Raw genomic sequence first — 20,648 nt, 5'->3', positions numbered from 1 at the left:
ATTATTTTTTGTTTTTGTAGTAGTTGTAATCACAATATTCAAGTGATTTTGGATCTACATAACTTAAGTGGTGACTAGAGAACGTCATGCGTCCAACTACACCAGGTTTAATAATTTCGTTGTATTTCTGTTCTGTTAACTTATCAGCAGTTTGTTGTACTTCTTTAACCCACTTGTCATATTTCTCTTTAGTTTTCGCTTCAACTTCGAACTCCATGTGAGTGAATCCTTCACCAGAGAAGTTCGCACTACGACCTAGGTAAGAACCTGGTTTATCAGCTTGTAAATAAAGATCCATAATCATGCCATCCATTGTGTACTTCATACCACCAAGTTCTGGTACCCAGAAAGCATTCATTGGGCCGACAGAAGTCAGTTTGAATTGAATTGGTACACCAGCTGGGATGTTTAAATAGTTAACGGTTTCAATTTTTTCCTCTGGGTAACTGAATAACCATTTCCAGTTTGCAGATGTAACATAAATTTCAACTGGTTTAATATGTTTGGACTCTTTCGGAACCTCTTCCGAAGCATAAGTTGCTTTTACTGTTGGAATCGATAATGCGATAACGATAATAACAGGAACAAGCGTCCAAATAATTTCTAGTAATGTGTTACCGTGTTGTTCAGGTGGCTCATAGTCCATATTCTCTGGTTTTTCACGATAACGAATCAAGATGACTGTAAACAGAATGAATACAATTGCGATAATTAATGACATAAGCAAGAATGACCAAACAATTAAATCATACTGTGCTTTTGCAACAGGTCCTTGCGGATTTAATACTGCGAGTTTTTTATCACAGCCACCGAGGAACAGAAGTAATGATAACGGAAGAAGCGAAGCCAACTTCCAAAACGCTTTCTTTAGTTGCACGATTGAAAATCTCCTTTCTCCTTGGATTGAAACTATGCCAATAAAACAATATAAACCTATTAATTTATAGAAGGCAATAGTTTTTGATATATTGTTAAAAAATAGACACAAATGCACACTTTTTAAGGTGAATATCATTTGTAACTTGATTACATTGTAAACTATTTTCCAGAGAAAAACGTGATTGTGAAAATTTTAAGATAAATAAAGTTATACCAGGATATCCAAGAAATAGAAAAAAGCTATCTTATCATAAGAAAGATAGCTGAATATTTTGTATATTTAGTTTATTTCTTGTGTGACAGTTCGTGGCTGTTCAAGTTTGACAATTTTTTTATATTTAACTTGGTATAAAATGTAACAAATAATCATGAATGGAATGCCACAATAAAGAGCAATTCTTTGATCTGGAATGAAAGCCAAACTAACAAATGTAATGAAATTGAGCGAGAACGCTACGATTGGAACTAGTGGATAGAGCGGTGTACGATATTTTAAATCATTTATGTCGCCACCATTTTTCACGAAATTTCTACGGAAGAAAAACTGTGAAGCGGCGATTGACATCCACACGACAACAGCAGCCATCGCTGCAATAGATGTTAAAACTAGAAAGACAGTATCTGCCGCAAATATACTTGTTAATAAGGAAAGGCTAGCGAAAATTAGGCTGAAAATTAATGCATTTAGCGGTACACCTTTTTTAGTTAATTTCGTAAATGCTGGACTTGCCATTCCTTGTTTTGCCATCGCCCACAGCATACGAGAATTTGCGTATAGACCAGAGTTAGCAACGGATAATACAGCTGTAATAATAACAAAGTTCATAATGTCTGCTGCATATGGGACACCAGCTACATCAAATACAAGTACAAAGGGACTTTCGACTAGATTAGCCTCTTGCCACGGGAGTAAACCTACAACAACTGATATCGCTAAGACGAAGAAGAAGAGAGTTCGCCAAATTGTATTTTTGATTGCTTTTGGAATTGTTTTTTCAGGATTTTCACTTTCTCCTGAAGCGATTCCGATTAATTCTGTTCCTTGGAAGGAGTAATTTACTGTAATCATCGTAAGAAGAACAGCTAATGCACCGTTTGGAAATAGCCCGCCATTTTCAGTGAAATTATGAAGCATTGGAGCTGGCTTTCCATTAAAGTCTAGTAGACCGAACATAACAGCGCCACCAAGTACGATGAAAATAACAATTGTTGCGACTTTTACACTTGCGAACCAAAACTCTGCTTCTGCATATGCTTTTGCTGATAAAGCGTTTACGAGAAAGAGCGCTGCTGCAAATGTAACGCACCAAATCCATGAAGAAACGTCTGGAAACCAGCGTTTCATTAAAATACTTACAGTTGTTAACTCTACGCCAACTGTAACAGCCCAATTTAGCCAATACATCCAACCGACAACAAATCCAAAACCAGGTGAAATGAATTTGCTTGCATAGCTTTGGAATGAACCTGCTTCTGGCATAGCAACGGATAATTCACCAAGACATAACATCGTTAAATACATAACAAATCCACCGACTAAAAATGCAAGAATAGCACCACCAGGTCCGGCATTATGGACAATTTGACCAGATCCCATAAATAGCCCGGTTCCGATAACACCGCCGAGTGCAATCATAAATAGGTGTCTACTTTTCATTGTTCGTTTTAAATCTGTTTGTTCAATTTGTTGATTCATATGCCCCTCACCCCGTATTTTCTTGAATGTGTGAACTTCGTTTTATTCTGAGTTTTTAATCATTAGTGGGGGATGCAACACATACTCGGTTTATTTACTATGAAATGAATGGAGTATGTAAAAAAACGAACTATGACTAAATACTCTAAGAATGTTTGTTAACATGGTGATATCTTCACCATGTTAACAATTTTGATTTTAGCAAAATATTCTGGAAATGTATATTTATTTTTCTTTTTATTAAAAATAATTAGAATTTTTATAATTAATTCTATGAGCGATAATTCACATGATCTTTCTAGCAAACTAGTAAGAAGAAGGGTACAATGATAAGAGTTGTGTCTGTAAAATAATAATTAATGGAGTTTTGTTTATAATGAAAAAGTTAAAATATCTTTTTGTTTTTGGGATTATACTTGCTGCTGCATTTTTTATAGGAAAAGATAAAATTATGCAAAAGGCGCAAGTTCTACGCTTAGAGTTTCTATCTGAAATGAAAGAAGCAGCTATGATTGAGGATGTTCCGTTTATTAAACAATTACCAGAATTACCTCGAGGATGTGAAGTGACAAGTTTAGCTATGTTGTTGCAATATAAAGGTGTACAAGTAGATAAGATGCAACTTGCTAGCGAAATTCATCGCGTTCCATTTGAACAAAATGGCGTACGGGGAAATCCTTACGAAGGGTTTGTTGGAAATATTTATACAAAGGCAGAGCCTGGATATGGTGTATATAATCAACCAATTTTTAATTTGGCAGAAAAATATGTTCCTGAAAAAGTAATTAATTTAACAGGTAGAGACATGCAAGATATATATAAAGTAATTAGTTCTGGTTCACCGGTATGGGTCATTATTAATACGACGTTTAAGCCGCTAGCTGAAAGTAGTTTTGAAACATGGAATACGAGTTCAGGTGAAGTGAAAATTACATATTATGAGCATAGTGCAGTAGTAATTGGATATGATCAAAACTTTGTATATGTAAATGATCCTCTTAAAAATAATCCGCGTTTGGCTGTTCCGCGAGCAGAATTTGAGAAAGCTTGGGAGCAAATGGGAAAACAAGCAATTACTATTTTATAATAATGAAAAAGTCATCTTTTGGGTGGCTTTTTCTTTTTGAGTTATTATTACAGAAAATTTAGAAAATTATTTTAAAAGTTAACAATTCACGTTATAATAACATTTAACTTGGTGAAGAAGGAGTGAAGGGGTATGGATGTTGCAAAGGAATTTGTTTTGTCAAAAAATCAGTTAGTTGAGTGGAGAAGGCATTTTCATAAGTATCCAGAGTTATCTTTTCAAGAAGAAAAAACATCGCAGTTTGTGTTCGATATACTTCGGAAATTCCCATATTTAGAAGTGTCACGGCCGACTAAATATAGTGTGATGGCAAAGTTAGTAGGTAAACATCCGGGCAAAACAGTTGCGGTTCGAGCCGATATGGATGCTCTTCCTATTCATGAAGAAAATGAGTTTGATTTTATTTCTACATATAAAGGTGTAATGCATGCATGTGGTCATGATGGACATATAGCGATATTACTTGGGGTTGTACATAAGTTAGTAGAAGAAAGAGAGAAGATTAAAGGGGAGATTCGTTTTCTATTCCAACATGCTGAAGAAAATTTTCCTGGTGGTGCAGAGGAGATGGTTGCTGCAGGTGTAATGGAAGGTGTGGATTATATTATTGGTGCTCACCTTTGGGCGTCGTTAGAGGTTGGGAAAATAGGTGTTATTTATGGTCCTGCAATGGCTGCACCGGATGTTTTTAAAATTAAGATAGAGGGAAAAGGTGGACATGCTGGAATCCCTCATGAAACGGTGGATAGTATCGCAATCGGAACACAAGTCGTTTCGCAACTTCAGCAAATTGTATCTCGCCTCACGAATCCATTAGATTCGCTCGTAATATCTGTTACGCAATTTCATGCGGGGACAACTCATAATGTAATACCAGAGCAAGCCGAGATTGAAGGGACAGTGAGAAGTTTAAGACATGAATTACGAGGTGAAACAGAGAAGAAGATTGAGCGGATTGTGAAGTATATTACGGAATCTTACGGAGCGAAATATACATTTTCATATGAATATGGATATCGACCAGTTGTAAATGACTATGAAGCTACAGAGCTTATTGAACAAACGGCATTACAACTTTATGGAAGGGATAGAGTTGTTCGTTTACAGCCAACGATGGCTGGAGAAGATTTTTCAGCGTTTTTACAAAAGGCACCGGGGACATTCTTTTTTATCGGAGCAGGAAATAAAGAGAAAGGTATTATATATCCTCACCATCACCCTCGTTTTACGATTGACGAAGATGCATTACCGATTGGAGTGGAAGTCTTTGTATCAGCCATTATGAACTTTATAAGTAAAGGAGAATGAGATGAAGAAAATACACATCCTAGCGCTTATTCCAGTTCTTTGTTTAGTAGTTGGGCCAATATTTGCGAATTCAGTTACTCCTTACGTATTAGGGATGCCCTTTTTATTATTTTGGGTATTATTATCAGTGTTTATTACATCTCTTTGTATGGGGCTTGTGTACGTGTTTGATCCTGCTAATAAGGAGGATGTAAAATGACTGCATTACTTATCATTATTTTATTTTTGTTTCTCGCACTATTTTTAGGGATTCGGGCACAACATGGAAAAGATATGAATTTAGAGCAATGGTCAGTTGGAGGAAGAGGGTTTGGCACTATTTTTGTTTTTCTCCTTATGGCAGGTGAAATTTATACGACGTTTACATTTTTAGGAGGAAGCGGCTGGGCATATAGTAAAGGCGCACCTACCTTTTATATTTTAGGTTATGGTGCTCTAGCTTATCTTTTATCGTATTTTTTATTGCCACCGATTTGGAAGTATGCAAAAGAGCATAACCTTGTTTCGCAGTCGGATTTTTTTGCGAAGAAATACAGAAGTAAGGCGCTTGGACTTATTGTTTCAATTGTTGGTGTTATTTCCATCATCCCATATCTTGTTTTACAGTTAAAGGGACTGGGAATTATCGTTTCAGAAGCGTCTTACGGAAGGGTATCACCTGTTGTTGCGGTTTGGATTGGTGCTATTGTTATAACTATATATGTAATGGTTTCAGGTATACACGGTTCAGCTTGGACGGCTGCTTTGAAGGATATTATGATACTGTTTATCGTTATGTTTTTAGGTATATATTTACCGTATCATTATTATGGAGGATTTCAGCCGATGTTTGAAGCTGTAGAAGCAGCGAAACCAGGATTTTTATCTTTACCTGAAGAAGGAATGAGTATTTCTTGGTTTGTTTCTACTATTATATTAACGGCCCTCGGTTTCTATATGTGGCCTCATACATTTGCTTCTGCTTTTTCTGCAAAAAATGAAAAAGTATTTCGTAAAAATGCAACAATTATGCCATTGTATTCTTTAGTGTTACTTTTCGTATTTTTCGCAGGGTTTGCTGCTATATTGCAAGTTCCTGGGTTAAAGGGAGCGGATGTAGATCTTTCGTTAGTCCGTCTTGCTTTACAAACTTTTGATCCTTGGTTTATTGGGATTATTGGTAGTGCGGGAGTATTAACGGCATTGGTTCCAGGCTCTATGCTTGTTATGGCGGCTTCTACACTGTTAGCAAAAAATATTTATCGAACGATCGTTCCGTCTGCTTCAGATAGACAAGTTGCTAAGATGGCAAAATTATTTGTGCCTGTAGTAACGCTCGTGGCAGTTTTATTTACATTTAAAGGAGGGGAAACAATAGGAGCACTTCTCTTAATGGGGTACAGTATCGTTACGCAACTTTTCCCTGCACTTGTATGTAGCTTGTTTCCGCGCCAAATTGTTACGAAGCAAGGAGCGATTGCAGGAATGGGAGTTGGGCTGTTAGTGGTCGCATATATTACCTTATCTGGCTCAACTATAGCTACGATGTTTCCGAGTTTTCCGCAGTATATAAAAGATTTGAATGTGGGCATAGTCGCATTGTTAATTAATATGATTGTGATGTTTGTAGTTAGTGGATTTACAAAAGGTGTATTTATAAAGAAAAACACTACAATAGTAGAAAAGTAATTCGTTTATTGGAGCTATCTTTGCAAAGAGATAGCTCTTTTTTGTATATATTTTCTTCTATTAGCGGAATCTAACTAAAAACTTGTTGAAAAGGAAGTTAGGTGGGGAAATTGTTAGAGCTTGAAGGTAACTTATTTGAAGTTATGAAAGAAATTAGGGATGAGTTAGGTTCACCTAATGATTTAACAATTAGAGAAGTTGCTCTTGCTGGGAGTTTTACACGTTGTGCGGTTGTGTTTTTATGTGGATTAACAGATAAGGATAATGTTTATAAATATGTCATTCGCACACTGCAATACGAAGAAATTCAAAATGAGGAAGTTGTTGTTCAAACGTTATTGGATCGTTTTATTTCTATCGCAGAAGTGGGTGTAAAGACGAAGTTTCCAGATATTATGAATGCGATTTTAGCGGGAGATACAGTTATATTAATTGATAATATTCAAACTGCTATCGTTATTAATAGTAGGGCTTGGGAGAAGAGAAGTTTAGAGCCACCAGTGACAGAAGATTTAATACGCGGACCGAGAGTTGGATTAAATGAAGATATTAATGTGAATAAAATGTTAATCCGACGCAGTTTACGCGATCCAAAGTTGAGGTTCCAATCTTATATTATGGGGAAGCGATCGCAGAAAGAAGTAACCCTAGTATATATAGAAGATATTATTAATCCTCACATTGTAAAAGAGTTAGATCGCCGTCTTCAATCAATAGTGACAGATATTATTTTGGAAACAGGTACGATTGAACAATTAATTCAGGATAATAATTTATCTCCATTTCCACAGTTTTTGAATACAGAGAGGCCAGATAATATTATAGCGTCATTAGCGAAGGGAAAAGCGGCCATTTTAGTAGACGGATCTCCGTTTGCTCTTATTGCACCGCTTGTGTTTGTTGATATTTTTCAATCTGTAGAAGATCATTACGAGCGCTGGGTGATTGGAACGTTACTAAGATTTTTACGTATGGGTTCAGGTATAATCGCGGTTTTGTTACCAGCTATGTATGTAGCACTTGTATCTTATCATCAAGGACTTATTCCTTCTAAACTGGCTTATTCAATTGCAGGTGCGAGGGAAGGTGTTCCGTTCCCAGCATATATTGAAACGTTAATGATGGCCTTGACTATGGAATTAATACGAGAAGCTGGAATCCGATTGCCGAAACCGATGGGACAAACGATAGGGATTGTAGGAGGTCTTGTAATTGGAGAAGCTGCGGTAAATGCAGGGATTGTAAATCCGTTTTTAGTTATTATTATTGCAGTTACTGCGATTGCTACGTTCTCGCTTCCTGTATATAGTATTACGATTACGTTCCGGATTTTACTTTTCGTCTTTGTATTAGCCGCAACTGCTTTTGGGTTGTATGGGATCATTCTAGCTCTGATTGCACTTGCTGTTCATATTACAAATTTAACAAGTGTTGGTATACCGTATACAACTCCAATTGCTCCTGCATTTTATAAAGATTGGAAAGAAGAATTTATTCGCATACCAAAAGCGATGTTGAAAGATAGACCGGAGTACTTACAAACAAAAGATTCTACAATACGTCCAAAGGAGCGAAAATAATTGAAACCATTTGAGTATGGCGATGAAGAGATTGGATCTCGGGAAATTGGGTTTGCGGTATCATCGACCATTATTGGTATAGGGGCATTGTCTATGCCAAGAGATATCGCTAACCAAACTTTATTTTCGGACGGTTGGATTATCTTGCTTTTGGGTGGACTGATTTGCGCAGTTTTAGGCTGGTTTGTGACGAGAGTGGCTATCTTATTTCCAAAACAAAATTTTGTTCAATATACGAGTGCGCATTTGACGAAGCCTGTTGCATACACAATTAGTAGTATTTTAGTATTAACGTTTGCTGCTTTGACAGCGTATGAATCGCGAATGATTTCAGTTATTTCTCAAACGTATTTATTTAGTGATACACCAATACAACTACTGTCTTTTTTCTTCTTATTAGTTGTTATTTATGGAATAGCAGGATCAAGAGCAGCCTTATTAAGGTTAAATGTTTTATTCTTGCCTATTGTTTTAATTGCGATAGTACTTCTTTCTTTATTGAATATAAATTTAATGGAAATAAATAATTTACTACCAGCTTTTCAAACGAAAGTAAGTCAATATGCTGTTGGAGTTAAAAATTCTATTTTTACGTTTATTGGATTTGAAGTAGCTTTATTTTATGCGGTGTTGCTGAATGATAAGACAGCGAAAAAAGCGCCAATGGCAGTCGCGAAAGCGGTGATGGTAAACGTGCTGTCATACATTTTAATTTATGTAACTTGTATTAGCGTTTTTACGTATATGACAACACGTGGATTGACATATCCAACAATTGAATTAGGGAAAGAAATTGAAATTGGTGGAGGATTTTTAGAAAGGTTTGATGCGATTTTTTTTACGACTTGGATTATTACTATTTATAACACTACAGCAATGTATTATGACGTCGCATCTTTATTGTTTTGTGCTATGTTTCCGAAAGTGAAGAAACAAATTTTTATTTTCATAAGTGCCCCTATTATTTTTATGGTGAATATGATACCTAGTAGTTTAAATACTTTATCAAGTTATGGGACTTATTTAGCTTGGATAGATATGGGGTTTGTTGTGTTAGCTCCTTTGCTCGTTTTAATTGTATATAAAATAAAAAGAAGGAATGGTGGAAATGAAACACCTTCTTAAAATTATAATGGTTATGGCTTTAACTGGATTTATGAGTGGGTGTTCTGAGTTAGAAGAGATAGAAGAAAGAGGATTTGTAGTAGGAGCGGCTTACGATATTGTGAAGGAGAAGAAAGCGAATCCAATTATGAAAGGGACCTATCAGATGGTACTCCCCAGTAAATTGTCTCAACAGGGTGGACAAGGGGGTGGGGATAGCGAAAATTATATTAATGTTAGTGCAAAAGCAGATAGTGTATTTGAACAAATAAGAATAATCGCCAAAAAAATTAGTCGTACATTATTTTTCCCTCATATACAGGTGATTATTTTCTCTGAAGAATTACTTTCACATCCATACATTTTACAAAATACGTTAGATGTATATATTCGCGATCATGAGATGAGAAGAAATATTCGTTTGTTCGTTTCTAATAAAAATGCCGAAGCTATTTTAAAACAAAGTGCCAAGCCTGAAAATTTACCGGCGCAGTATATTGATATGTTAGCTGAACACCCTCCGAAAAATGCCCAAATGATTGAGGCTGCAAGAATTGGTGAGGTGCAGGAAAAGATGATCTCTAACCGAAGTTTTGTATTACCTATTCTGGAACTAACAAAACAAGGAGTACAAATGAACGGTGCAGCATTGTTTCGTGGAAAGGATAATAAATGTGTAGGCAATTTGAGTGGGGAAGAAACAGTGGGGATGAATTATATAATAGGCAAAAAAATTGGAGGTTTTTTTACCATCCGTAAAAAGAATCAACTTATTACATATGAAATTCATAAGTTACGTCGAAAAATTAAAGTATCCACAACGAATGCTACAAAACCAAAGTTTGATATTCATTTATCTCTGGAAGGCACATTGGCTGAGTTGCATTTCAGTGATCATAAAAAGGTTTTGAATGAAAAGCGTTTAGAGAAGGATATATCGGAAGAAATGGAGAAGCGTATTCAAAAATCAATTAAACTTGTTCAAAAAAAATATAAGGTAGATGTACTAGGGTTAGGGGAAGTGTATAAGCGACATAATTATAAAGAGTGGAAAAAGGTAAGTAAGAATTGGGATCAAGGCGAAAATTACTTTAGTAATGCTGAAATTACTGTTCACGTTCATCCAACAATTGAACATTCAGGTTCAGCTTTACCGAAAAGAGTGAAATAAGGTGATGAAAGTTGTTTACTGGATTAGGAATTAGTTGCACGGTATTAATGGCGGTGCTGCCGGGGGCTATTTATTTCATTCATAAAAAACTCACAACGTATGGAGCACAGCCGTGGAATACTGATGTACAAAAAAAGAAACCTGAATAATTTTCAGGTTTCTTTCGTGCAAAGCATATGTGAAGGGGGATGCCTTCTATGTATGCTTTGCTTTATACAAGCCCTAACCAATGTACCAATTGTGTAGAGAGGAATGTAACAACAATGGCGATAACGGTAGGGATTGCAAACGATAAGAATGTCCATTTTGCACTTTTTGTTTCTTTGTATATATTAACAAGTGTTGTTCCGCACGGGAAATGAAGAAGTGAGAACAACATTGTGTTTAACGCTGTTAACCAAGTCCAACCATTTTCTAGGAATAGATTTTTAATTTGATTAAAATCATCTATTTCAGTTAAAGCCCCAGTTGATAAGTAAGACATTAATAAAATTGGGATTACAATTTCATTAGCGGGTAGTCCAAGAATGAATGCAGCTAGAATAAAGCCGTCAAGTCCTAACATTTTAGCAAATGGATCTAGAAAGTTTACAAAATACATAAGTAAGCTTGTGTCACCAATAAAAATATTAGCAAGTAACCAAGTTAATGCAGCTGCAGGGGCAGCAACAACTATAGCTCGTTTTAAAACGTAGATTGATTTATCGAGTGTTGCGCGAACAATTGTATTCCAAACTTTTGGCTTGCGGTACGGAGGTAACTCCAGTGTGTAGTGAGTTGGAACCCCTTTTAAGGCTGTTTTTGATAGTACCCAAGAAACAGTTAATGTCATAATAACACCAATTACAACCATTCCAACTACAACGCCAGCAGTAACCAATGTTTGCATACTGCCTGTATAACCAGCAGCCATAAATAGTGAAGCCATTAAAATTAACATAGGCCAGCGACCGTTACAAGGAACGAAGTTGTTCGTTAAAATTGCTAGCATACGTTCACGTGGTGATTCAATGATACGTGTTGACATAATGGCTGCTGCATTACAACCAAATCCCATTGCCATTGTTAAAGATTGTTTCCCGTGTGCGCCGGATCGTTTGAATAAGCGGTCCATATTAAACGCGACACGTGGTAAGTATCCGTAGTTTTCTAATAGCGCGAACATAGGGAAAAAGATTGCCATAGGTGGTAACATAACGCTAATAACAGCACCGATACCACGGAACAAACCAAGTATTAAAATGCCATGTAACCATTCAGGTGCATGCGCTGCTTGGAACCAAGATGTTAAATATCCTTCGGCCCATCCGAAGAATTCGGCAATCATATCAGATGGTACGTTAGCGCCTGCAATTGTAAGATAAAAAATAATAGATAAAATACCGAGCATAATTGGAAATCCCCAGATTGGAGATGTGAAAATTTTATCTAGTTTTTCGGAACGATATAATTTATCAGTATTTGTATATTGGACAGATTCTTTACATATGCTTGCAGATGTTCGGTAAATATCTCCGACTATATCATCTCGTATATCTTCTTTTGAAAGTGTTTGTGCATGTTGAATAATATAGTCTAATGGAAGAGCTTTACTGGCTGAGTGAGATTCCATTAATTACGACCTCCCTTACAAGTGGTTCATTATGGTGTTTTTGAAGTGTAGTTAAGAAATTTTTATCTCCATCTAATATACGTAACGCAATCCAACGTGCTGGATACGTATCACCGAACACTTTATAAATTTGTGGTTCTAATTCCTGAATCATATTTTCGATTTTTTCGCTGTAAGTAATTTTAATTGGTGTTGGAATTAGTTTTTTATTTGCTACTTTTGCAATAACATTTAGCAAATGACCAATACCTACTCGGTTACGTGCTGAAATTTTAACGACAGGTACACCAAGTGATTTTGCTAATTTCTTTTCATCGATAACAATCCCTTTTTTCTCGGCTTCATCAATTAAGTTAATGCAAATGACTACATTATTTGTCATCTCCATCACCTGGAGTGCTAAATTTAAATTTCTTTCCATAGCAGTTGCGTCTATGACAACTACAGTTACTTCTGGTTTTTCAAATATAATATAATCCCTCGCTACTTCTTCGTCTGCGGAATTTGAGTATAGTGAGTAAGTTCCAGGTAAATCTATTAATGTATAATTACTTCCGTTATGTTCATATTCTCCTTCAGCTTTTAAAACAGTTTTTCCCGTCCAGTTTCCAGTATGTTGTTTTAAACCTGTTAAAGTATTAAATAATGTACTTTTCCCGGTATTCGGGTTACCAGCTAAAGCAATACGATGTTTGCTCATCTGAAATCATCTCCTATTAATACCCCGAAAATAAGGGAGCTTTCTTCTTTGCGCAGTGCAATAGTTGTGTTGCTCACTTGATAAGCGACCGGATCTCCAAGTGGACTGCGTTGCAATACTTTAATCGTTGCCCCTGGGATAAATCCCAAATCTAATAAACGTCGTTTCATAGTTCCTTCTAATTGTATCTTCTCAATTTGTACAAACTCCCCTGTTTTAAACTCGGAAAGGGGTTTAGTATTAGCCGATACCATAAAAGTTACCTCTTCTCTATATTTTTAGTGTTAGTTTAAAAAGTTTCCTTAGGTAAACTTTTTGTTAGTAATATAGTAGACTACATTGGATGATGCTGTCAATTAGTACTTTAAAAATATTCATTTAATTTTAGAATTGTTCCAATTTATTTAGTTGTACTAAAAAATATTACTGAAATTCTTTTTAATGTGCATAAATTAGGCGTGAAAAAGTTACAAAATACAGCGGAATTGTAAATGTAACTTTAACTAAAAGGGAAAAAGAGAGAAAAACATTTACATTGAATTTACATTGTTAAGAATAAATTTACATTACAGCATAGTTAGTGTGGTTTTTGTTTGCTTCTTTAACTACAAATGTTGGGATTCCTAGCTTTTGAGGATGATTATCGTCATTTACTTAAAATTAAAAATTGCTTAACACTCACATAATATTGTTGTCCTACAATGAATTTGTGTTCGAAAGAAAATGAATTCGAAAAGTGATAATCCAAATGGGGGTACAAGACATGGTTATGAAAAAAGGTATTAAATTTTCTTTAGCAGCTTTAGTGGTAGCAGGAGCATTAGTTGGGTGTGGGAAAGCAGAAGATACAACTAGTAAAGAAACTGCTAAAGGAAGCGATAATACAAAACAAGAATTATCAGGTACGATTGCAGCAGCTGGTTCTACAGCTCTTCTACCTCTTGCGGAGGAAGCTGGAAAGAAATTCATGGAGAAAAATTCAAAAGTTTCTATTCAAGTTCAAGGTGGCGGTAGTGGAACTGGGATTAACCAAGTAGCATCTGGTGCAGTACAAATTGGTAATTCAGATGTTCCGTCTGGAGATAAAATAAAAGATGCTGAAAAGGCGAAAGAATTAGTAGATAACAAGGTAGCGGGTATTGCATTCGCTCTTGTCGTAAATAAAGATGTAAAAGTTGATAACTTAACAGTGCAACAAGTACAAGATATCTTCACTGGAAAAGTAACAAACTGGAAAGAAGTAGGCGGAAAAGATGAAAAAATCAACGTAATTAATCGTCCGGCTTCATCTGGTACACGTGCTACATTTGAAAAAACGATTATGAAAGACGCGAAAATTAATGATGGAACTGGTACAACACAAGATTCTAACGGTGCAGTAGAGCAAGCTATCAATTCTACTCCAGGTTCAGTAAGCTATTTAGCGATGTCTTACATGGTTGGAGATAAAAAAGGTGCACTACAAACAGTGAAAATTGATGGTGCTGAACCGAAAGTTGAAAACATTGCGTCTGGTAAATATCCATTCTGGTCTTACGAGTATATGGTAACAAAAGGTGAAGCGAAAGAAGCAACAAAAGCTTACATCGATTATGTAAAAGGTAAAGACTTTGAAAAGCAAGTAGAAGATATGGGCTACATTCCAATGTCTAAATTAAATAAGTAATAAAGTTTTATGGGGCTGGCTGCAAGGCCAGTCCTGTTCATTTCAATCTGTGAAGTGGGGTCTGTCCTGTGATGAAGGGGAAAAAACAAATTAATTACGTGAAAAGTGAATATATAGGAAGATCACTTGTTACGTTTTGTGGTATTTTTATTGTTTTAATTACATTAGCTATTATTGCGTTTATTTGTGGTAAAGGTATTCAATCTTTTACACAAAGTGGTATCTCATTTACTGAGATGTTAACATCGACAAAATGGAATCCAAATGCTGATCAAGGATCCTTCGGGGCTTTAATTTTCATTGTAGGTTCAACTGTGGTTTCGTTAGGTGCGGTTATTATTAGTGCACCAATTGCTATAGCTCTTGCTATATTCATGAATTTAATTTCGCCAAAGTTTGGAAATAAAGTATTGAAGCCTGTTCTAGAATTGTTAGTTGGTATTCCTTCGGTTGTATACGGATTATTAGGGGTTACGATTTTAGTACCACTATTACGTGATTCGTTTGGGGGAGTAGGCTTTAGTTTAATTGCGGGTATTGTTGTATTAAGTATTATGATTTTACCTACTATTGCTAGTATCGCTTCTGATGCAATACGTTCTGTTCCATTTGATTATTTAGAAGCTTCTTATGGTCTAGGATCAACAAAATGGCAAGCGATTAGCCGAGTGATTGTTCCTGCTGCGAAAAAAGGGATTTTAACAGGTGTTGTTTTAGGCTTAGCGCGTGCTTTCGGTGAGGCGTTAGCGGTTCAGATGGTAATCGGGAATACGATTAAATTACCAGAAGGAATATATAGTCCGACAGCGACGTTAACTGGTATTTTAACAATGGACATGACGAATACATTGAACGGAACTGCTTGGAACAATGCGCTATGGACTTTAGCGATGATTTTACTTGTTATTTCATTCCTGTTTATTTTAGTAATTCGAGCGATTGGGCAAAGAGGTGAGCGATAATAATGAATGCAAGAACGGTAAATAAAGTTTGGACGGGTATCTTTTATGCGGTTGCGGCTTTAGTTGTAGCTTTGCTAGTGTTCTTAGTATTTGAGATTTTACAAAAGGGATGGGGATTTTGGGATCCTAATTTCTTGTTTGGAGAACCAAGCAATACAAGAGCTGGTGGTGGGATTGGTCCGCAGTTATTCAATTCCTTCTACATGCTTGTTATAACGCTTATTATATCTATTCCTCTTGGATTAGGTGCTGGAATATATTTAGCAGAGTACGCAAAACAAGGACGTTTTTTAAATTTTGTTCGTCTATGTATAGAGACGATGGCGTCTTTACCTTCTATTGTTGTTGGTTTATTTGGTTTGTTAGTGTTCGTTACAATGACAGGTTGGGGATACACAGTAATGGGTGGTGCTCTTGCTTTAACTATTTTAAATTTACCAGGTTTAACGCGTGTTTGTGAAAATGCGATTTCAGAAGTTCCTCATAATGTAAAAGAGGCAAGTCTTGGATTAGGTGCAACGAAGTGGCAAACAATCGCTCGTATTATTATCCCATCGTCATTACCACAAATTATTACAGGGATTATTTTAGCGGCGGGTCGTATATTTGGGGAAGCGGCAGCATTAATTTACACAGCGGGTTTAACATCCCCGATTTTAAATTCAGCAGCGGATTTCTCAAGTCCTGCGCATCCTTTAAATCCGTTTAGACCAGCTGAAACATTAGCGGTTCACATTTGGAAATTAAATTCTGAAGGAGTTATTCCAGATGCGAAGTTGATTGCGACAAAATCTGCAGCTGTATTAATTATTATGGTATTACTATTCAATGTTATTTCACGCTTGATAGCATCTATATTACACAAGCGCTTTACAGGAACGAAAAGAAAAAGTAAAGCAACGAAAAAGGTAAAAGCGGCATAAATTATAAAGAAGAACTCGCTATTTTATAAGTAGGGGGTTCTTTTGTATTTTAATATAGAAGGAATGGATGTAATGATTGTTGAATTTGTGATTAATTATAAAGAAGAACAGATGTAATTTAGAGAGGAGTTTTAATTTGTTTTTTCTGCAAATGTCAGGTTTTCCTGGGTCAGGAAAATCGACAGTTTCTAAGTATATAGCGAAATTAACAGGTGCTGTAATTATAGATCATGATGTTTTGAAATCCGCGTTGTTAAAATCATTAAAAGTAAAAGGAATTGAATCAACGATTGTTGGTGGGCTTGCGTATGATGCCGAATGGGTATTGATTGATTCTTATTTAGAACAAGGGCATAGTGTTATATTGGATAGTCCGTGTTTATATGAGGGAATGGTTGAAAAAGGAATTAAATTATCAACTAAACATGGTGTGAAATATAAATATATTGAGTGTTATCTTAATGATATGGAAGAGATTAATAGGAGACTGCAAACACGTAAGCGTATGATCAGTCAAATTGAAAAGGTGGAGTCGGAAGTAGGTTTTGAAAAGTGGTTAAATGGTAGTCAAAGACCTTTAAATAATGAATACCTTATTGTGGATTCTAGTAAACCTATAGAGCAATATGTGGAAAAAATGATGGATTATATGACTAAGTAGAGAAAAGACGTTATCTTCATTTGTGAAGATAACGTCTTTTGTTTTTAAATATCAGGTGTTTCTGTAGAAGTGCTTATTTTCCTACGGGAGCGTCTTTTTCTCCCGATTTTATCTAATAGTTCATACATAACTGGAACGACTACTAATGTAAGAACAGTCGAGACTGCCAAACCGCCGATGACAACGACGGCTAAACTTTTTGATACCATACTTCCTGCTTGGGATTGGCCAAATAGGAGTGGGAGCATAGCGACGATTGTTGTAATAGCTGTCATAATAATTGGGCGTAGTCTAGTAGAACCTGCTTCAAGTAAGGCTTCTCTAGTTTCCATTCCGTGTTCCCGATTTTGTTGGACTCTTTCTATTAATACAATAGCGTTTGTAACAACAATCCCGATTAACATTAATGCGCCAATCAAGGAATTTATATCAACAGGTGTTCTTGAGATGATTAATCCTAAAATACCACCGACAGCAGCTAACGGTAAGGAGAATAGGATTGCAAAAGGAGCGCGTGCTTGCCCGAAGGTGATAACCATAATTAAATATACAATCCCGATTGCAATCCCCATAATTTTGAATAAATCTGTAAAATTCTCTTGCATAGATTCAGTAGCTCCTGCGATATTTACTTTTGAACCGCTAGGTAAATCTAAGTCAGTTATCGCTTTATTTACTGCTGTGTTTACTTTACTCAAATCTTCATTTGAAGCTTCGGCGGTAATTTGAATTGTTTCTTTTCCGTCTTTATGGAAAATTTCTGTTTGCGTTTGTTTTTCTGAAATAGTTGCGATGTCTTTTAAAGGAATTGGTCCATTAGTAGGTGATAGTATGTTTGTATTTAAAATATCTTCTTTTTTGGTAATGTTTTCCTTTTTATGTTCTATCATAATAGTAGTTTTTTCATTATTAATTGTAATTTCGCCAATAGGTGACTTCTTCATAAGGAATGCTACTTGTTGCGCAGCTATTTCTGGTGTTAAACCTAGTTGTTCAGCCTTTGTTTGATCAATATGAATTTGCCATTCTTTCTTAGAGTCTTCTAAATTCGTTTTTACTTTAGAAAGATCATCCATGCTTTTTAGTTTTGTTTCGACGATAGTAGCCGTCTCTTTTAAATCCGCTTCGTTAGTAGCTGTTACGTTAAATTGTAAGTTGTTGCCGCCGCCAGAGCTTGAATAACTTGTTTTTATATAATCAAGTTCAGCAGGCTCAAAAGTTTTATTTTCCTTTTTTAACTCTTTAATATATTGATCAATATCAGAACCTTTTTTAAAGACTACAAATATACTAGCAAGGTTATTTTTAGTTGTTTGCCCCCATTGTGCATCTTCTGCGCTAGATCCCATTCGTAAAATAACGTCTGTTACATCTGAATTAGAAAGTAATTTCTTTTCGAAATCAAATGCTTTTTGTTTTTGAGCTTCAGCATTATAATCGGCTGGAAATGTCATGTTAATAGATAACATTGTGTCGTCCTCAGATTTTATGTTTGCTTTCGGTAGTAATATATAGGCTGCAATTGATCCTGCAAATAATAAAAATGCAGTAAGTAGAATAATGAATTTATGAGAAAGAGACCACTTTAACGTAGCGACATATCGTGATGAAGAACTTGGCTTTCGATGCTTTGTTTTTTTGAGTAGTAAAAAAGCCATAAGTGGAACGACTGTGAGTGCAACGATTAAGGATGATAGAATAGAATATACAACTGCTAATACCATAGGTAACATTAATTTTCCGATTGCTCCTGATACGAGGCCGATAGGTAAAAAAACAGCGACCGTTGTTAAAGTAGAAGAAGTAATTGCGACGGCGACTTCTTTTGTTGCATCAAGAATAATATTTTTAGAGAAAGAATCTTTTTGTAAACGGCGGAAAATATTCTCGATGACAACGATACTATCATCGACGAGACGTCCAACCGCAACAGCTAAACCACCAAGGGTTAAAATGTTAAGTGTGATGTTAGATTGATGTAGTAAAAAGAGTGTTAATAAAATAGATAATGGAATACTGACAACAGCGATGAGTGTTGTTCGGAAGTTACGTAAAAAGATTAAGATAATTAGAGTTGCAGCGATTGCTCCAAGTATTACTTCTTTTCCCATGCTAGTAACAGCATTTTCAACTTGTTCATGGGTTGAGGCCAAAAGTTTAATGGAAAACTGATTTTTATATTCCTTATTTATCTCTTTAACTTTTTTATCAATCTCTTTTCCAATTGCAACTGCATTTTTGCTCGGTTCTTTCATGATGATTAATCCAGTGCCTTCTTCTCCGTTTATATGTGAGATTGTATCGTAGTGTTGTTTGATTTCGATTTGAGCAATGTCTTGCAATCTCACTTGGGGTACCACAGTGATGTTTTTAATGTCATTTACATTTTTTATGTCCCCAATGATGCGGAGGTTGTATTCTTCCTGATTAACAGTAATTGCCCCAGCTGGAGTAGAAGTTTCTTTTCCTTGTAAAACAGTGAGTACCTGCTGTGATGTTACGTTTTTGTTTTTTAATTGGTTCGGATCAAGTACGATAGATAATTCAGAGGTGGATTTTCCGAAAAACATAACATTAGCAACACCATCAATGTTTTCGAGTTGTGGTACGATTTCTTTTTCAATTTGTTTTTCATCTGCTTTTGAAAACCCGTTTTGTTTCTGGATAGTAATTTGGGCGAGTGGAATCATAGAAGTGTTTAGTTGACTAACTACGGGCTTGGTTACATCTTTAGGTAATTTAATTGTATTGACGGCTTTTTCGACTTCGCGTGCTGCATCTTTCATGTTTGCTTTTGATGTATACGCAATGTCGATACGTGATAATCCCTCGTATGTAGAAGAAGTAATGGTGTCGACGTGTTCTAAATTGCGAAATTGTTTTTCGAGAGGATCAGTTACATCCTTTGTCATCGTTTCAGCGTCGAGTCCTTGAGATAAGGTTGTGACGGTAATTGCTGGATTGTCGATACTTGGTAAAAATTCCATAGGTAATTTAGAGCCGGAATAAACACCGAGTATGGAAATGAGAAAAATCATGATGATAATGGCAGCTCGGTTTTTTAATGAAAACTTTGTTAACCTATCCATAAAATAATTCCTCCATTGGTTTATTTATAGTTGAGTACATCCTTTCTTACTATATAACAAAAAATGGATATTTTTCATTAATTAAATGTAAAAAAATTCTAATAATATTCTTAAGTTTATATTTGCATTGAAATTGTTTAATGTGGATGGGATTTTTTCTTACGGCTAAGTTATATCGTTATTCTATAGAAGGATAATTATTATAAACTTTAATATAGAAGAGAATGAAAACCTGGGAAGGTATTGTGAAATGCAATTTGGTTGAATGAAGTGTAGTAGTATACAATCAGAATAACTATTTTTAGTAGGAAGGATAATAATTCTTTCTATAGAAGAAAGTAGGATAGATAATTTTTTTGTGTTTTTTATAAAAAACACTTGTTATTTAAAAATCATGATGGTATATTAATAAACGTCGCTGATGCGGAAACGCAGAAAACGACAAAAAAGAAATTTAAAAACTTAGTTGACATCGAAAAATGAAGATGTTAATATGATGAAGTCGCTTCTGAAGCGGCGGACAAGTTCTTTGAAAACTGAAC

The 20,648-nt window shown here is 35.5% G+C and carries 18 protein-coding genes; 12 read left to right on the top strand and 6 right to left on the bottom strand.

The window, feature by feature from the left end; genetic code table 11:
• Position 1: 1 nt before the first annotated feature.
• Complete coding sequence (locus DN400_RS25240; protein ID WP_001176166.1) at positions 2 to 877, bottom strand: cytochrome aa3 quinol oxidase subunit II; 876 nt, start codon at positions 875 to 877, stop codon at positions 2 to 4.
• Between the two features lie 282 nt (positions 878 to 1,159).
• Positions 1,160 to 2,575 carry an amino acid permease gene (locus DN400_RS25235; protein WP_065229767.1) on the bottom strand — a complete coding sequence of 472 codons (1,416 nt, stop codon included), beginning with the start codon at positions 2,573 to 2,575 and terminating at the stop codon, positions 1,160 to 1,162.
• A gap of 376 nt (positions 2,576 to 2,951) precedes the next feature.
• On the opposite strand from DN400_RS25235, the gene DN400_RS25230 reads away from it, so the two are divergent.
• The 8 genes from DN400_RS25230 to DN400_RS29635 all read left to right on the top strand — a co-directional run bounded on the left by DN400_RS25230 (position 2,952) and on the right by DN400_RS29635 (position 10,642).
• Positions 2,952 to 3,662: a C39 family peptidase gene (locus DN400_RS25230; RefSeq protein ID WP_000734491.1), complete on the top strand. Its 711-nt coding sequence runs from the start codon at positions 2,952 to 2,954 to the stop codon at positions 3,660 to 3,662.
• A 132-nt stretch (positions 3,663 to 3,794) separates the two neighbouring features.
• Positions 3,795 to 4,970, top strand: a complete 1,176-nt coding sequence (locus tag DN400_RS25225) for an amidohydrolase (RefSeq protein WP_053565221.1) — start codon at positions 3,795 to 3,797, stop codon at positions 4,968 to 4,970.
• Position 4,971: 1 nt separating this feature from the next.
• The gene (locus DN400_RS25220; RefSeq protein WP_000719836.1) at positions 4,972 to 5,169 is read left to right on the top strand and encodes a DUF3311 domain-containing protein; all 198 of its coding nucleotides are present in this window, start codon (positions 4,972 to 4,974) and stop codon (positions 5,167 to 5,169) included.
• Positions 5,166 to 6,638, top strand: coding sequence for a sodium:solute symporter family protein (locus DN400_RS25215; protein WP_000125935.1), 1,473 nt, complete (start codon positions 5,166 to 5,168; stop codon positions 6,636 to 6,638). The genes DN400_RS25220 and DN400_RS25215 overlap by 4 nt, the downstream gene beginning before the upstream one ends.
• A 101-nt stretch (positions 6,639 to 6,739) precedes the next feature.
• Positions 6,740 to 8,218: a spore germination protein GerLA gene (gerLA, locus tag DN400_RS25210; protein ID WP_141527799.1), complete on the top strand. Its 1,479-nt coding sequence runs from the start codon at positions 6,740 to 6,742 to the stop codon at positions 8,216 to 8,218.
• Positions 8,219 to 9,343, top strand: coding sequence for a spore germination protein GerLB (gene gerLB / locus DN400_RS25205; protein ID WP_000802008.1), 1,125 nt, complete (start codon positions 8,219 to 8,221; stop codon positions 9,341 to 9,343).
• The gene (gene gerLC / locus DN400_RS25200) at positions 9,327 to 10,493 is read left to right on the top strand and encodes a spore germination protein GerLC (protein WP_065229770.1); all 1,167 of its coding nucleotides are present in this window, start codon (positions 9,327 to 9,329) and stop codon (positions 10,491 to 10,493) included. Before gerLB ends, gerLC begins: the two co-directional genes overlap by 17 nt.
• A gap of 11 nt (positions 10,494 to 10,504) precedes the next feature.
• Positions 10,505 to 10,642 (top strand): hypothetical protein, encoded by a 138-nt coding sequence (locus tag DN400_RS29635; RefSeq protein WP_080478019.1) that lies wholly within the window; start codon positions 10,505 to 10,507, stop codon positions 10,640 to 10,642.
• Between the two features lie 62 nt (positions 10,643 to 10,704).
• On the opposite strand, the gene DN400_RS25195 is transcribed toward DN400_RS29635, so the two are convergent.
• Genes DN400_RS25195 through DN400_RS25185 form a run of 3 tightly spaced genes read right to left on the bottom strand, consistent with a single transcriptional unit; the run spans position 10,705 to position 13,059 of the window.
• The gene (locus DN400_RS25195; protein WP_000443602.1) at positions 10,705 to 12,105 is read right to left on the bottom strand and encodes a nucleoside recognition domain-containing protein; all 1,401 of its coding nucleotides are present in this window, start codon (positions 12,103 to 12,105) and stop codon (positions 10,705 to 10,707) included.
• The gene (locus DN400_RS25190; protein WP_000033865.1) at positions 12,083 to 12,805 is read right to left on the bottom strand and encodes a FeoB small GTPase domain-containing protein; all 723 of its coding nucleotides are present in this window, start codon (positions 12,803 to 12,805) and stop codon (positions 12,083 to 12,085) included. The genes DN400_RS25195 and DN400_RS25190 overlap by 23 nt, the downstream gene beginning before the upstream one ends.
• Entirely contained in the window at positions 12,802 to 13,059 is a 258-nt protein-coding gene (locus DN400_RS25185; protein WP_000252989.1) for a FeoA family protein, read from the bottom strand. Before DN400_RS25185 ends, DN400_RS25190 begins: the two co-directional genes overlap by 4 nt.
• Before the next feature lie 509 nt (positions 13,060 to 13,568).
• Between DN400_RS25185 and DN400_RS25180 the strand changes: the two genes are divergently transcribed.
• From DN400_RS25180 to DN400_RS25165, 4 genes are all read left to right on the top strand, one after another.
• Positions 13,569 to 14,471, top strand: coding sequence for a phosphate ABC transporter substrate-binding protein PstS family protein (locus tag DN400_RS25180; protein ID WP_000245112.1), 903 nt, complete (start codon positions 13,569 to 13,571; stop codon positions 14,469 to 14,471).
• Between the two features lie 71 nt (positions 14,472 to 14,542).
• Positions 14,543 to 15,433, top strand: a complete 891-nt coding sequence (gene pstC, locus DN400_RS25175; protein WP_000676676.1) for a phosphate ABC transporter permease subunit PstC — start codon at positions 14,543 to 14,545, stop codon at positions 15,431 to 15,433.
• 2 nt (positions 15,434 to 15,435) lie between these two features.
• Positions 15,436 to 16,356, top strand: a complete 921-nt coding sequence (gene pstA / locus DN400_RS25170; protein WP_000994139.1) for a phosphate ABC transporter permease PstA — start codon at positions 15,436 to 15,438, stop codon at positions 16,354 to 16,356.
• A 136-nt stretch (positions 16,357 to 16,492) separates the two neighbouring features.
• A complete protein-coding gene (locus DN400_RS25165; RefSeq protein WP_063546482.1) occupies positions 16,493 to 17,017 on the top strand; it encodes a P-loop nucleotide/nucleoside kinase family protein in 525 nt (174 codons plus the stop codon).
• A gap of 44 nt (positions 17,018 to 17,061) precedes the next feature.
• On the opposite strand, the gene DN400_RS25160 is transcribed toward DN400_RS25165, so the two are convergent.
• Complete coding sequence (locus DN400_RS25160) at positions 17,062 to 20,106, bottom strand: efflux RND transporter permease subunit (RefSeq protein WP_147802003.1); 3,045 nt, start codon at positions 20,104 to 20,106, stop codon at positions 17,062 to 17,064.
• Between the last annotated feature and the right edge of the window lie 542 nt (positions 20,107 to 20,648).

This window comes from Bacillus sp. AR8-1 (assembly GCF_008042345.1).
Lineage (GTDB): Bacteria > Bacillota > Bacilli > Bacillales > Bacillaceae_G > Bacillus_A > Bacillus_A cereus.
The sequence above is the reverse complement of the archived record's forward strand: the minus strand, read 5'-3'. Positions and strand labels throughout refer to the sequence as shown.

What these genes read in the sequence shown, in the direction of transcription:
- DN400_RS25160 (WP_147802003.1), bottom strand. Translation starts at nt 20,106, where the DNA reads ATGGATAGGTTAACAAAGTTTTCATTAAAAAACCGAGCTGCCATTATC.
- DN400_RS25215 (WP_000125935.1), top strand. Translation starts at nt 5,166, where the DNA reads ATGACTGCATTACTTATCATTATTTTATTTTTGTTTCTCGCACTATTT.
- DN400_RS25225 (WP_053565221.1), top strand. Translation starts at nt 3,795, where the DNA reads ATGGATGTTGCAAAGGAATTTGTTTTGTCAAAAAATCAGTTAGTTGAG.
- DN400_RS25230 (WP_000734491.1), top strand. Translation starts at nt 2,952, where the DNA reads ATGAAAAAGTTAAAATATCTTTTTGTTTTTGGGATTATACTTGCTGCT.
- DN400_RS25185 (WP_000252989.1), bottom strand. Translation starts at nt 13,059, where the DNA reads ATGGTATCGGCTAATACTAAACCCCTTTCCGAGTTTAAAACAGGGGAG.
- DN400_RS25195 (WP_000443602.1), bottom strand. Translation starts at nt 12,105, where the DNA reads ATGGAATCTCACTCAGCCAGTAAAGCTCTTCCATTAGACTATATTATT.
- DN400_RS25180 (WP_000245112.1), top strand. Translation starts at nt 13,569, where the DNA reads ATGGTTATGAAAAAAGGTATTAAATTTTCTTTAGCAGCTTTAGTGGTA.
- DN400_RS25235 (WP_065229767.1), bottom strand. Translation starts at nt 2,575, where the DNA reads ATGAATCAACAAATTGAACAAACAGATTTAAAACGAACAATGAAAAGT.
- gerLC (WP_065229770.1), top strand. Translation starts at nt 9,327, where the DNA reads ATGAAACACCTTCTTAAAATTATAATGGTTATGGCTTTAACTGGATTT.
- DN400_RS25220 (WP_000719836.1), top strand. Translation starts at nt 4,972, where the DNA reads ATGAAGAAAATACACATCCTAGCGCTTATTCCAGTTCTTTGTTTAGTA.
- DN400_RS25190 (WP_000033865.1), bottom strand. Translation starts at nt 12,805, where the DNA reads ATGAGCAAACATCGTATTGCTTTAGCTGGTAACCCGAATACCGGGAAA.
- pstA (WP_000994139.1), top strand. Translation starts at nt 15,436, where the DNA reads ATGAATGCAAGAACGGTAAATAAAGTTTGGACGGGTATCTTTTATGCG.
- pstC (WP_000676676.1), top strand. Translation starts at nt 14,543, where the DNA reads ATGAAGGGGAAAAAACAAATTAATTACGTGAAAAGTGAATATATAGGA.